At 42.3% G+C, this 13,991-nt stretch carries 10 protein-coding genes; 8 read left to right on the top strand and 2 right to left on the bottom strand.

The window, feature by feature from the left end; genetic code table 11:
* Positions 1-10: 10 nt before the first annotated feature.
* The 8 genes from QPK24_RS01570 to QPK24_RS01605 all read left to right on the top strand — a co-directional run bounded on the left by QPK24_RS01570 (position 11) and on the right by QPK24_RS01605 (position 12,246).
* Entirely contained in the window at positions 11-1,018 is a 1,008-nt protein-coding gene (locus QPK24_RS01570) for a FecCD family ABC transporter permease (protein WP_285745607.1), read from the top strand.
* Positions 1,018-2,034: a FecCD family ABC transporter permease gene (locus QPK24_RS01575; RefSeq protein WP_285745609.1), complete on the top strand. Its 1,017-nt coding sequence runs from the start codon at positions 1,018-1,020 to the stop codon at positions 2,032-2,034. Before QPK24_RS01570 ends, QPK24_RS01575 begins: the two co-directional genes overlap by 1 nt.
* A gap of 173 nt (positions 2,035-2,207) precedes the next feature.
* Positions 2,208-3,782, top strand: coding sequence for a response regulator transcription factor (locus tag QPK24_RS01580; RefSeq protein ID WP_285745612.1), 1,575 nt, complete (start codon positions 2,208-2,210; stop codon positions 3,780-3,782).
* 20 nt (positions 3,783-3,802) lie between these two features.
* A complete protein-coding gene (locus tag QPK24_RS01585; protein WP_320416904.1) occupies positions 3,803-5,596 on the top strand; it encodes a sensor histidine kinase in 1,794 nt (597 codons plus the stop codon).
* Positions 5,597-5,846: 250 nt separating this feature from the next.
* On the top strand, positions 5,847-7,148 hold the full coding sequence (locus tag QPK24_RS01590) for an ABC transporter substrate-binding protein (RefSeq protein ID WP_285745614.1): 1,302 nt from the start codon (positions 5,847-5,849) through the stop codon (positions 7,146-7,148).
* Between the two features lie 198 nt (positions 7,149-7,346).
* Positions 7,347-8,219: a carbohydrate ABC transporter permease gene (locus tag QPK24_RS01595; RefSeq protein ID WP_285749007.1), complete on the top strand. Its 873-nt coding sequence runs from the start codon at positions 7,347-7,349 to the stop codon at positions 8,217-8,219.
* Positions 8,216-9,040, top strand: coding sequence for a carbohydrate ABC transporter permease (locus tag QPK24_RS01600; protein ID WP_285745616.1), 825 nt, complete (start codon positions 8,216-8,218; stop codon positions 9,038-9,040). The genes QPK24_RS01595 and QPK24_RS01600 overlap by 4 nt, the downstream gene beginning before the upstream one ends.
* Positions 9,041-9,180: 140 nt before the next feature.
* On the top strand, positions 9,181-12,246 hold the full coding sequence (locus QPK24_RS01605) for a beta-galactosidase, LacZ type (protein ID WP_285749009.1): 3,066 nt from the start codon (positions 9,181-9,183) through the stop codon (positions 12,244-12,246).
* 175 nt (positions 12,247-12,421) lie between these two features.
* Here QPK24_RS01605 and QPK24_RS01610 read toward each other — a convergent pair whose 3' ends face one another.
* Complete coding sequence (locus QPK24_RS01610; RefSeq protein WP_285745618.1) at positions 12,422-13,462, bottom strand: immunoglobulin-like domain-containing protein; 1,041 nt, start codon at positions 13,460-13,462, stop codon at positions 12,422-12,424.
* Entirely contained in the window at positions 13,452-13,871 is a 420-nt protein-coding gene (locus QPK24_RS01615; RefSeq protein ID WP_285745619.1) for a hypothetical protein, read from the bottom strand. Before QPK24_RS01615 ends, QPK24_RS01610 begins: the two co-directional genes overlap by 11 nt.
* Positions 13,872-13,991 lie beyond the last annotated feature (120 nt).

The raw sequence follows: 13,991 nt of genomic DNA on the forward strand, positions 1-13,991 counted from the left end.
GCAGCGACAAATGATAAAAAATAGAACCGTAAGCGTACCGATGATCGGCAAGTTTATGATGGGATTCCTTTTTTTTATCTCTGTATTTATGCTGTCTATCGTACTTGGCGCAGCAGATACGAGTCTGAAAGATGCCTTCTCCGCCATTACCTTTGGAAGTACGAGTGAAGCGGTCACGATGATCCGTGAAATTCGTCTTCCAAGAGAAATAGCAGCTGTGGTTGTTGGATCAGCACTGGCAGTGTCTGGAGCGATTATGCAAGGGATGACTCGTAATCCCTTAGCTGATCCAGGGCTGCTCGGTATTACAGCAGGGGGTAATTTTGCTCTGGCCGTCACGCTCGCGTTTCTTCCTTCAGCTAATTATTTTACAGTCATGTTAGCCTGCTTTGCTGGAACGGCACTTGGTACGCTTCTTGTTTTTGGCATTGGCATGGTAGCGAAGAATGGATTCACACCAGTGAAGCTAGTTCTTGCGGGTTCTGCTATTTCAGCGTTGCTCTATGCGCTTGCAGAGGGAATTAGTCTATATTTCCGAATCTCAAAAAATGTATCTATGTGGACATCGGGAGGATTAATCGGCACGACTTGGAGTCAGCTCCGGTTAGTGATTCCGTTTATACTTATAGGCCTAATCGTTTCACTTATTCTGTCAAGGCAGCTCACTATTTTAAGTGTAAATGAAGAGGTAGCAGCAGGTCTTGGCCAAAACACGAAGTCAATTAAAATCATTCTGCTTCTTCTTATTATCATTCTTGCCGGTGCATCTGTGGCTCTCGTGGGAAGCATGGCATTCATTGGTCTGATGATTCCGCATATCGTGCGTTTCATCGTTGGTACGGATTACCGATTTGTGCTGCCCATGTCTGCTCTTTGCGGTGCTACCTTTATGCTGCTTGCTGATACAGTGGGCCGAACCATTTATGCACCTTACGAGACCCCGGTTGCCGCTATTGTTGCTATGCTCGGTTTGCCCTTCTTTCTGCTCATTGTACAAAAAGGAGGGAAAGGATACTGATGCTCGAAATCCAAAATTCAAGAAAAGTAAGAAAAGTAAGCAGGACACTTACTGGACTTACGTTACTTATTTTGTTCACTTTGTTGGTTAGTTTGGGTCTAGGAGCATCTTCTCTATCTTATAACCGGCTAATTCCTACTTTTCTCGGGGAAGGAACATTTAAAGAAGAGTTCGTATTATTCTCGATCCGGCTTCCCCGAATCATCATTACACTTCTTGCCGGGTTTGCACTCGCGTTATCGGGAGCAATCCTGCAAGGAATAACCCGAAACGACCTTGCAGATCCAGGGATCATCGGGATTAACTCAGGGGCTGGTGTAGCCGTCGCTATCTTCTTCTTATTTGTACCGATTGAGGCAGGAAAATTAACATACTTGATTCCAGTGGTTGCTTTTATAGGGGCTATGATGACAGCGGCCATGATTTATTTGTTCGCTTATCGGCGAGGTGCTGGACTGATTCCGATGAGACTCGTGCTCGTTGGTGTGGGGTTCTCCATGGCACTGTCTGGAGTTATGATTGTGCTCATCTCTTCTACGGATCAGAAAAAAGTTAGTTTTATCTCCCGCTGGCTGGCCGGAAATATTTGGGGCACCGACTGGATCTTTATTTACTCTATCCTGCCTTGGCTGGTAATTCTAATTCCCTTCGCTTTATACAAGGCAAGACGGATAGATCTGCTTGGTCTTAGTGAAGAAGTAACGATTAGCCTTGGAGTTTCCATTAACAAAGAGAGAATTCTTCTGCTTGTAGCCGCTGTAGCACTTGCTTCTGCTGCCGTTTCTGTAGCGGGAAGTATCGCTTTTATCGGTCTTATGGCACCTCATATTGCGAGGGCGCTCGTAGGACCGAGGAATGCCTCTTCACTGCCTGTATCTATCTTAACCGGGGGCTGGCTACTGCTGCTGGCAGATACCATAGGTAGAAATATAGCTGATCCTGACGGTATCCCTGCTGGGGTGATCGCGGCACTTATTGGTGCACCTTACTTTGTTTATCTACTTCTTAAGAAGTAAGGACAATATTCAAAAAGAAGAAGACGAAACAGCAAATACGCTGATTTCGTCTTTTTTATTCATTTTATAGACTTTAATTGGTTAAATATGGTAAATATAAAACGCATTTATTAATTATCGACGAAAGTGTATAGTAAAAGAAAGAAGAGAATCGGAGTTCAGGGGGTCAAGGGATGAGATCATTGTGCAAGGTTCTAATCGTCGATGACGAGATGCTGGTTAGACAGGGGATCAAACATCTTCTGGACTGGGAACAAGCTGGCTACTCTATTGTTGGGGAAGCTTCGAATGGTTTGGAAGCGCTAGAATTGGTAGAAGAGTTACAACCTCACATTGTGATTACAGATATTGTGATGCCGATCATGGATGGCGAAAAGTTAGTAAGAATAGTAAAAGAGCGCTATCCTGCAATTGAAGTTATTGTGCTGAGCAGCTTCAGCGAATTCGATTATGTACGCTCTACGTTTCAGAACGGGGTAGCAGACTATATTCTAAAACCTAAACTCGAGGCCGAATATCTGCTCTCTATTTTACACAAAACAGCATCCAAAATAGAAGGACTTGGTATACCAGTAAAAGAAGAACGATCGGAAGAGACACAGATCGCGCAAGCAATCGATAAGATGCTCTCCGGTTATGAGGCAGAGATAACATCCGAAATCATCCGCCGCCGGTTTCCTTATCCTACGTTTCTTCTACTGGGTGTAAATCTGAGTCCCGTAAAAGATAAATTAGAGAAGAGACAGATCGAAAAAAGTGTGAGTCAGTATCTTCATCATTTACGATCAGGGCAAGCAGAGTATATAAAACTCGAATCTGTTCCAGGCACGCTGCTCTATTTACTCAATGCAAATGATCCCTGGACGGATCGTATAGAGCAACTGATACAGGATCTTTCCCATATATCTCAGCAGCATGAGCAAGCAGAGGGGCTGCATTTTATTATTAGCGATCGATTTAAAGATTTCCGCCAATTGGGCAACGTCTATAGTAAACAAGTTGAGACACTAAAACGTTACTCGTTCTACTTACCGGCGTATCCAGTCCTTGAAGCAGGCCATTTACCTGCCATACCTGCTAGGGCGCAAGCGATAGATATGGCAGAGCTTATTGAAGGATTAAAACGTAAACAATTCCAAAAGTCCTTTTCATTTTTCCTTGAACATATACATCAGAAATCGTTAGATTATGAGACGGATATATTTGAATTCAAATCTTTGCTTGGTAATTTTATCTTTAATGTTACAAACACACTAAGTAAACTGAAATTTGAGACCGAGCCACTCGAAAAGAGAAAATATGATTATTTCAGACAAATTGATCAGGCAGTGTACGCACGTGATGCGATCCAGCTAATTGAGGAATTTATCCAAGAAGCAGAGGGCATAACGAGAGAGACGGACACCTCAACGAACCCAAGTTTTTATCGTCTGCTAAACTATATACAGGAGCATTATGCGGAGCCGATTACTCTAACGGAAGTGGCGAAGAAATTTCATTTTAACGCATCATATTTATCGAGTTATTTCTCTGCCAACAATAATGAAGGGTTCAGTGAATATGTAAACAAGGTGCGAGTTGAGAAAGCAAAAGAAATGTTGGTAACCACAGAGGAGTCGATCTCTGAAATTAGTGACCGTGTAGGTTACTCTGATCAGAGCTATTTTACAAAAGTATTTAAGAAGATGACCGGTGTATCACCAAGTCAGTATCGAAAAGAACAGGTACAGGAGAACCAGAACATATGATGAAGGAGGAGCTTGCAAATTTGAACAAAAGGAGTCTGTTTGTAAAGCTGTTTTTAGTCACCTTAATCAGTATTATTACGGTCTCTTTGTTATCTGTAGCGATTACGATTCGCATGTCTGAGAATTTATTTCTCAAGACCTTTAGTATTACGAATGAAAAGTTACTGGGACAGGTTAAATCAGATCTTGAAGCTTACAATAATGCGGTTGCAACGAGTGCTACCTTAGTTGCTCAAAGCAGTGGAGTCCGTAAATACCTGTCGAGCAGTGAGACCGATTCCGTGTCTTTATCCATGCAGACCTACGCTATGACACAGCGGATTAAGACGATAATATCAAACCTAAGTGCTTATGATGTAGGTGTGACACTCGTTGGAGCCAACGGGCGCAGTTATACGACAGATCCTTGGTATTGGACGGTTACGGTGGATGAACTTAACAATCATGAGATAACAAAACAGACAAAAGCAAATCCGCGGGAGATCCTATATCAGCTTTATTATGATCGAGATCAGGAAGGTGCAGAACAGAAACCTGTGCTGGTTGCCTCTAAGGCTTTATATGAACCATACACGGGGAATATTTATGGCACGCTGTATATCACGTTTCGTGACCAGGATTTCCAGTCTTTTTATGAGAATTTCACAAGTGAAGGCAATGATGTGCTGCTGATGAGTTCTCGGGGACAGATTATTTCCAGTAATCGGATTGAGCTGATTGGTCAGCATGTCCCTTCTCTGTTGCACGCTGTAGGTATGCAAGAAAAGAGTGGACTCGGCAGTACAAGTCTATCTTTTGAAGGAAGAAAAATCACCGTATTATCAGAGTATTTACCTGAATTTGATTTTTATCTGGTGAACCTTTTAGACCGAGAAACAGCGATGGGGAATATGATCAATGTAAAAACAATGACACTCATGATCATGTCTGTTGTTCTACTGTCACTCATTGTTGTCTACCTTATTACAAGGAAAATGACGAAGTCCATGAGAGAGCTTGTCCATCATATGTCCCAGATTCCAACAAGCGGATTTAATCAGCGTGTTGACGTATCCAAAAGCGGATATGAGGTGGAGGAGCTGGGCAATGCGTTCAACTATGTACTCGACGAATTAAATGTGTATGTAGATCGATTGGTAGAGACGCAGAAAGAGCAGCGAAAGGCCGAACTTGCGGCACTTGAAATGCAGATTAATCCGCACTTTTTATATAATACATTGGCTTCTGTTAAGTTTCTTGTACAACAAGGAAATAAAGAAAAGGCTGCTGATACGATTAATGCCTTAATTACCTTGCTGCAAAATACCGTCAGCAACGTCCAAAGTGCTGTTACCGTCCGCCAAGAACTGGATACACTAAAGAATTATGTGTTTATCAATCATGTAAGATATGGTGATAGAATTCGAGTCAATTATTTCATAGAACCAGAGAGTATGGATTACCAAATTCCTAAACTTATTTTGCAGCCGTTTATTGAAAATGCGTTTTTTCATGCTTTTAACCATAAAGAAGAGGGAACAATTCTGATTATGATTTCGGTTCAGGATGATCATTTGGTCTGTGAAGTAAATGACAACGGAGATGGGATGGACATTGGTTCAGCGGAGACAGTGGAAGGAAAAACATTACCGGTGACAAAGAGAAATCGAAAGTTATTCTCCGGTATCGGGATACAAAATGTGGACCATAGGCTCAGATTCATGTATGGAGACAGCTATGGGGTTGATATTAGCAGCGTAATTGGTGAGGGAACCCGAATTAAAATTACGATACCTCTTCTAAAACAGGAAGAAAAAGACGTAAAAGCAGGCTGACATAAAGGAATAAAAAGGTAAATTAACTCCAAAAATATGGAATTAATCTGAAAAAAGAACAAAACCTAAAAATAATACACGATCTAAGCCGTGTTTTGAACAACGGAACTAAGAAAAGCACCAAAGCTAACAAATATAGTTCTAAAGAAACCGCATACATGAGTGATAAGATGGAAGCATAGAAAGTAAACGCTTCCATCTTATTTTATTTTCATTTCATACTTATTACAGCCTTGAGGGGGTTATTTCATTGAGAAACAAATTACCAAAAGTACTTTCAGTACTGTTAGCTAGTGCGGTTGTTCTATCTGCTTGTTCTACCGGTTCAGGTGGAGAATCTAGTGAAGGATCAAGTAGCGATACGAAAGAGATTACAGTCTGGGCATGGGACCCGGCATTTAACATTGCAGCAATGAATAAAGCGAAAGAAGCTTATGCGGAAACGAATCCTGATCTTAAGATTAATGTGGTAGAGAACGCACAAGCCGATGTAGTACAGAAACTGAACACAGGCCTTAACTCTGGATCGACAAAAGGTCTACCAAACATTGTACTGATTGAGGATTACCGGGCACAAAGCTTCCTGCAGTCCTATCCAGATTCTTTCTTTGAACTGACTGATGTCATTGATGTTGCTAATTTCGCGGATTATAAAGTGGGACCTACCAGCGTAGATGGCAAACAGTATGGTGTTCCTTTTGATTCTGGCGCTACTGGAATGTATGTGAGAACAGATTACTTGGAGGAAGCAGGATACACGCTTGATGACCTGCAAGATATTGATTGGGATAAATACATTGAAATTGGTAAAGTTGTCAAAGAAAAAACAGGCAAATTCATGCTGACACAAGATCCGAATGACCTTGGAATTATTCGTTTGATGGTTCAATCTGCTGGTTCTTGGTACACAACCGAAGATGGTGAAACACCAAACATTGCGAATAACGAAGCAATGAAGGCAGCATTTGAAACCTACAAGAAATTGATGGACTCCGGTATCGTTAAAGTCGTATCTGACTGGAGCCAAGGGGTTGGGGCTCTTAACGGCGGTGATGTTGCATCCACTCCAACAGGAAACTGGATTACTCCATCAATTAAAGCAGAGGCTTCTCAGTCCGGAAAATGGGCAGTAGCTCCAACGCCGAAACTGTCTGGTATAGAAGGTGCTGTGAATGCTTCCAACCTTGGCGGCAGCTCATGGTATGTATTGAACGTAGACGGTAAAGAAGCAGCAGCAGAATTCTTGGCGGCAACTTTCGGTACCGACGTAGATTTGTACCAAACCTTGAATAAAGAAGTGGGTGTAATCGGTACGTTCAAACCAGCTTCCGAAGGTGAAGCTTATAAAGCAGGAGATGAGTATTTCCAAGGACAAAAAGTCGTATCTGACTTTGCTGCTTGGACAGAAGAAATTCCAAATGTGAATTATGGTCTGAATACGTATGCAGTCGAGGACATCTTGGTTGTTGCCATGCAAAACTATCTGGGCGGAAAAGATATTGATTCCGTGCTTGCCGATGCGCAGTCTCAAGCAGACACTCAAATTCGTTAATTCAGGAATGAATACGGCCCTTGTTCCTTCTGCTTCTCCTTTAGAGAAAACTCTATGAATGGAGGGAAAGGGCAAGGGCCCTTTTTATGAAGAGAAAATAGAGAGAAACGAAAACATACTTTAGAAAACATATAAAGAAGGGTGTGGAGTAGTGTGAATACTGCGAAGACCGCGGCGAGTACCGGAAGTCCTAAAGGCATGGTCAGTCAGAGACGTATCAATATAACAGGCTGGTTGTTTATTCTCGTACCGGTTCTTGCAATCAGCTTATTTTATTTCTATCCGATGATTCAGGCACTGATCCTTTCCTTTAAATCAGGTCGGGGGATGAATCTTGATTTCGTTGGATTCGATAACTATATTCGCTTGTTCCAGGACAGCAACTTTATTACCGCAGTAAAAAACACATTTATTTATCTCATCATTCAAGTTCCTGTCATGCTTGTCCTTGCAATCTTTATTGCTGTTCTACTTAATGATGATAACTTGAAATTTAAAGGGTTCTTTAGAACCGCAATCTTCTTACCTACCGTTACTTCCCTTGTAGCATACTCCGTTGTATTTAAATACATGTTTGGCGGAGACGGTATTGTAAACAAAATGCTCATGAATTTTCATCTTATCTCAGAACCAATTCAGTGGATCTCTGATCCGTTCTGGGCAAAAGTAACGATTATTATTGCGATTACTTGGCGTTTTACAGGTTATAACATGATTTTCTATCTTTCTTCTTTGCAAAATATCGACAAATCCGTATATGAAGCAGCTCGTATTGACGGCGCCAATGCGTTTACTCAATTCTTTAAAATTACGATTCCTCTTCTAAAACCGATGATCTTATTTACGACGATTACATCGACGATTGGTACCCTGCAGTTATTTGATGAAGTTGTAAACATCACGAAAGGCGGACCAGGTAACTCAACCATGTCGATTTCACAGTATATTTATAACTTATCATTTGAGTACACACCAGACTTTGGATATGCAGCAACTGTTTCTTACTCGATCGTAGTGATGGTCATCATCCTGACACTCATTCAGAACAAAATTGGGGGCGATAAAAAATGAGTAAACCAAAGAAATTTTTTACGTATGCATTTCTTATCCTTGCTACCCTGATTTCGATCTTCCCATTCTTGTGGATGATCACAAGTTCAACGAATATGTCAGTAGACGTTACAAAGGGAAGACTTCTTCCGGGCTCACATCTTTTCGATAATGTAAGGAACTTGTTTAACAGTGTGGATATGTGGCAGGCACTTTGGAACTCAGCTAAAATATCGATTGTAACCACGATTCTTTCTTTGCTCGTTGCATCTGCAGCAGGTTACGGATTCGAGATTTATCGCAGCCGTGCGAAAGATATTGTGTTTAACATTTTGCTGGCTTCCATGATGATTCCTTTTGCAGCTATTATGGTACCGCTGTATCAAATGTTTGCAAAAGTATCGAGTGTCATTCCGTTCTTTGGAATCGACACGGCATCCGCAGTTATTTTACCAACATTCACTACCGCATTTTTGATCTTCTTCTTCCGTCAAAGTTCCAAGATGTTTCCTAAAGACTTACTGGAAGCAGGGCGGATGGATGGTCTGACTGAAATAGGACTCTTCTTCAAAATCTACATGCCGACAATGAAATCGACGTATGCAGCAGCTGCCATCATTACATTCCTTAGCAGCTGGAATAACTATCTGTGGCCGCTCATCGTCTTGCAGTCGCCTGAGAATATGACAGTGCCGCTCCTGATTTCTAACCTTGGTTCAGGATATGCACCGGATTACGGAATGATTATGTCCGCGATTGTCATTACTACGCTGCCAACTGCACTTGTATTCTTTGTAATGCAAAAACACTTCGTAGCAGGAATGACAGGGTCTGTTAAGTAATTTAAATAGGAATCGAATCTGTTGATATGCTTTATGAAATGGATTCAAGCTTGGCAGGAAAGGCTGTCTTGGCATCAGTTGAGAGCAAGTAGAGACTGATTTCAGGCAGTCCTTTCCCATATAGAAATGGAGGATGTATGATGAAACAAGTAATGGAGCAAAAAGTAAATCCGAGCACCGCGTGGTTGTCTGATGTAAGCGTATTCGCTGTAGGCAGAGTGCCTGCGCATTCCGATCATAAGTATTATGCTACAGCCGAAGAGGCGCAGCAGCGTGGAGTGATGCCGCTTCGGCATAGTCTGAACGGAAGCTGGAAATTTAGTTATGCTGCTTCGCCGGCAGCGCGCCAAGCGGACTTTTATAAGAAAGAAGTATCTTGCCGAGGCTGGGCTCAGATCGAAGTTCCTGGACATATTCAGTTGCAAGGGTACGGAAACCCGCAGTATGTAAATACGATGTATCCATGGGATGGCCATGAGAACCTTAGACCGCCTATGATTTCAGAAGACCATAATCCGGTTGGCAGCTATGTTAAATATTTTGATGTGCCGGAAGGATGGGAAGGCCGTCCGCTCTATGTCTCTTTTCAAGGGGTTGAAACGGCTTTCTATGTATGGCTGAATGGGGAGTTTGTCGGTTACAGTGAAGACAGCTTTACGCCAAGTGAGTTTGATCTTACTCCTTATGTAACAGATGGAGAGAACAAGCTGGCTGTTGAGGTATATCAACGCAGCACAGGCAGCTGGCTGGAGGACCAAGATTTCTGGCGCTTCTCAGGGATCTTCCGGGAAGTATATCTGTACACTACACCAGAAGTGCATGTTCAAGATTTATTTGTAAAGACAGATCTGGATGAGAAGTATGAAGCAGGTACACTTCTTACGGATCTGCAGCTGACAGGCAAGTCCGCTTCAAAAGTAGAGCTTGTACTGAAAGATGCAGAAAATAAAGTAATTGCAGAGCAGACGGTAGTATCTCCCGAAGACAAACTATCAGTTCGCCTGGCAGCTGGAAATGTAAATCTATGGAGCGCAGAAGCACCGTACTTATATACTCTTTATATCTCTTTATACAATGAGGCAGGAGAACTTGTCGAAGTGGTACCTCAAAAAGTAGGCTTCCGTAAATTTGAGATGATAGACAAAGTAATGCATCTAAATGGAAAGCGTATTATTTTTAAAGGGGTAAATAGACATGAATTCAATGTCCGTCAAGGACGGAATATTACGAAAGAAGATATGTTATGGGATATCAAAGCAATTAAGCAAGGGAATATGAACGCGGTTCGTACCTCCCACTATCCGAACCAGACGCTATGGTATGAACTATGTGATGAGTATGGGGTATACGTCATTGATGAAATGAACTTAGAAACCCATGGATCATGGCAGAAGATGGGGGCAGTTGAGCCATCTTGGAACATACCAGGAAACAATATGGAATGGCAAGATATCGTCATGGATCGTGCGATTTCCATGGTAGAACGGGATAAAAACCATCCTTCCATCCTCATATGGTCATGTGGTAACGAATCCTATGCTGGGGACGTCATTCTGAATGTATCCGATTACTTCCGGGAGAAAGACAGCACTCGTCTCGTACATTATGAAGGAGTATTCTACGACCGGAATTATGACAGAACGAGTGACATGGAGAGCCGGATGTATGCGAAGGTAGCAGACATTGAAGAGTATCTAAATGACAATCCAGGTAAACCGTATATCAGCTGTGAATATATGCACGCAATGGGGAACTCCTTAGGCGGTATCCATAAATACACGGAACTTGAACAGAAGTATCCAATGTATCAAGGTGGTTTTATCTGGGATTACATGGATCAGGTTCTGATTAAAAAAGATCGTTATGGCAAGGAATTTATGGCCTACGGCGGTGACTTTGACGATCGTTCTACGGATTACAACTTCTCCGGTAACGGGATTGTGTATGCAGACCGCCGCTGGTCTCCAAAGATGCAGGAAGTGAAATTCGTGTATCAGAATGTGAAGCTTACTCCAAGCCTTACAGGAGTTACGATTCGAAATGAGAATCTTTTTGTCAGCACAGATGCTTATGAACTTGTATACACGCTGAACAAAGAAGGAAAGCAGCTGTTTACAGGAAGAATGGATGTTCATGTGGCTGCGGGAGAAGAGAAAGAGATTGCGTATACTTTGCCGGAAGTGAGTGGTCAGCCTGGCGAGTATAGCGTAGATTGCTCCCTTGTGCTCAAGGAAGAAACACTATGGGCTGAAGCAGGGTATGAAGTGTGCTTTGGACAGCATGTGTTCCTTGTGGAAGAAGCTAAAGGAAATTCTTCTGCCAAAGGCTCCGCGCTATCCAATGATTTCCGCGTGGTTGAAGGAGATGTGAATATCGGTGTACACGGCCGTGACTTCTCGATCATGTTCTCTAAACAGGCCGGAACGCTCATCTCGGTGAACTACGGAGGTCGTGAGATGATCTCGGCACCGCCAGCTCCGCTCTTCTGGAGAGCGATGACGGATAATGATAAAGGAGCAGGGTTCCACTTTGATTCTTCTGCTTGGTATGCAGCAAGTCTTACGCGCCGTACACTAAGCTGGGAATTAGCAGAATCTGAAGGACAAGCAACGATCACGTATACCTATAAGCTGAGTGTTCATGAAGATGTAAGGGTGAAGGTAGCCTATACCGTATTTACAGACGGAAGTATTCAGGTGGATTCCTCGTATAAAGGGGTATCTGGATTACCGAAATTCCCAATCTTTGCACTGTCCTTTAAAGTACCAGCAGATTATGCGAACCTGGATTGGTATGCAAAAGGACCGGAAGAGAACTATGCAGACCGTGCGGAGGGAGCAAGACTTACTCGTTTCAAAAATCGTGCCGAAGATAATGTCTCTGCTTATCTCGTTCCGCAAGAATCAGGTAATCGTATGGGAGTGCGTCAAGTTGCGATTACGAATGATACTGGAAAAGGAATTCTGATTACGGCTCCGGCAACGCAGCCAGTCGAAGCAGTAATATCGCCGTACACGGCGTTCGAACTGGAACAAGCAACTCACCATTATGAACTGCCGAATGTGCATCATACCGTAGTCACGATTGCTGGCTGCCAAATGGGTGTTGGCGGAGATGACAGCTGGGGAGCGCCTGTGCTAGACGAATTTACTATTGATCCATCAGGCGAATTGTCCTTCCAATTTACCATTCGAAATCAAGTTTAATCCAATAAATGACGGTGTTTTCGTATAAGCATAAAGAGCCTTTCTCGGAATAAGAGAAAGGCTCTTTTTTTGATTGCTGTACTCATTGGAGATGAGTTAAGCTAACATCTTCTAACCGCTAGGAACCGTTTACGTCTAATGAAAAGGGAGCGGGTTATCTTCTATAAAGGTTGTTTTACCTGATGATAAATGGATCGCTGATCAGTACGACTTCCTCCTGAGCATGGATGTCTGATGTGTTAACAAGGGATATTTCCTTCGTCAAACGATATCTTCCGACCGGCAGCATTTCCGTCATATGAGCATCAAGCTCCACTTTTTTATTCGGTTCCAGTCTATATAAAATGTCAGTGTAGTTAAGATCAGCATACACTTTCGTCCATACCCCATTAATGTCGGCCTCGACTCCTGTAGGCGCACCATAATTGAGTTCCATGTCTGTATTATTTTTTAGTTGGTATGAAGCCGCATTGCCCTCGAGATATTCTTTTTCCGACATTCCGCACATCACGATTTCTGAGTTTATGAGCTTGAGTTTAAGGTCCTCTCGTTCTGAACGTGTAAGTGTAGATGGCTCGCCAAGACTGACTCCTTCTGCTTCTTCGATTCGATCTTTGAGGGATAAGGTAGAATTACTGGACATAGCTGATGTATTCATACCCTCTTGAATAGAGGCAGCTTTTTTCTTAATGGTAAATGGATCGCTAATGAGGGTAATAGACTCTTTTTGCGTGCTGTCTGATGGATCCTGGATTGACACTTCTTTCGTTAGTCGATATTCTCCTGGAGGAAGGTCCTCTGTTCCTGCATAAGAATACTGCTCAGAAGAATTTCCTGAATCGAGTCCATACCCAATACTGATAACACCTTCATTTTCAAAATAAATCTCGAACCAGCGTTTTCCCACTTTTCGTTCCACCTGATGATTTGCACCATAAAATATAGGATGCCCAGAATGATTCAACAGCTCATAAGAGACAGCTCCTCCTTCTTGAAATTGTTGTTCCACGAGTAGAAGATCTAGTTTCCCATCTTTTTGTATCTGTGCTCTTATATGTGTAGACTCTTTTCCTTGCTGGAATCCACTAGAGTTAATATCGGAACCCGTTGTAGATATGTCCTTTTGACAGGAGATGATCAGGAGCATGATCCCGGTGACAAGCAGCCAATAAAGCAGCTGTTTTCTATGTTTTAAGAGTCTATTATTATTCGGCATAGGGCATATCCTCCTTAAGCTGTGCGTAAGTCTCATTTTTCTGCAAAACATTCATGATTACGTCCTTCAAGATCATCAGGCTCTGCTTATCTTTATCGCATTCATTCCATTCATAATGATATGTACTGCTCTCATGATATAGGGTTAGTTTATAATTCTCATGCGGTTTTTTATTACATGTTACGGATTCCTCGACCTTGTCTTGCTCTCGCAGCAAGCCTTGACTGACAGCTTTTTCACAGATGAGAGACATGTCTTTTTCACTTAGCTGAAAATCACTGACTTGCGAAGCAATATCGCTGCTCTCCTTTGCGCGAAGTATTTGTTCTTTTGTATCGATTAGGATCAAAGTACCAGGAAGACAAGTATAATAACCTTTGATTTCGTCATGACAATGGCTCCTTCTCATCTATTTCTATAATCTTTGACGCAGCTAAGATGGATACTGTTCCCTATTATTGAAAATAGATAAGAAACACCTCAACAGCTTCCACACTTAAGGTACAATGAAAGCGCACACAAAAATTTC

The organism is Paenibacillus polygoni, from assembly GCF_030263935.1.
Classification (GTDB): Bacteria; Bacillota; Bacilli; order Paenibacillales; family Paenibacillaceae; genus Paenibacillus; species Paenibacillus polygoni.

Excerpts from the sequence above, each read along its gene's own strand:
- QPK24_RS01595 (WP_285749007.1), top strand. The coding sequence starts at position 7,347 with ATGGTCAGTCAGAGACGTATCAATATAACAGGCTGGTTGTTTATTCTC.
- QPK24_RS01580 (WP_285745612.1), top strand. The coding sequence starts at position 2,208 with ATGAGATCATTGTGCAAGGTTCTAATCGTCGATGACGAGATGCTGGTT.
- QPK24_RS01605 (WP_285749009.1), top strand. The coding sequence starts at position 9,181 with ATGAAACAAGTAATGGAGCAAAAAGTAAATCCGAGCACCGCGTGGTTG.
- QPK24_RS01600 (WP_285745616.1), top strand. The coding sequence starts at position 8,216 with ATGAGTAAACCAAAGAAATTTTTTACGTATGCATTTCTTATCCTTGCT.
- QPK24_RS01570 (WP_285745607.1), top strand. The coding sequence starts at position 11 with ATGATAAAAAATAGAACCGTAAGCGTACCGATGATCGGCAAGTTTATG.
- QPK24_RS01610 (WP_285745618.1), bottom strand. The coding sequence starts at position 13,462 with ATGCCGAATAATAATAGACTCTTAAAACATAGAAAACAGCTGCTTTAT.
- QPK24_RS01615 (WP_285745619.1), bottom strand. The coding sequence starts at position 13,871 with ATGAGAAGGAGCCATTGTCATGACGAAATCAAAGGTTATTATACTTGT.
- QPK24_RS01575 (WP_285745609.1), top strand. The coding sequence starts at position 1,018 with ATGCTCGAAATCCAAAATTCAAGAAAAGTAAGAAAAGTAAGCAGGACA.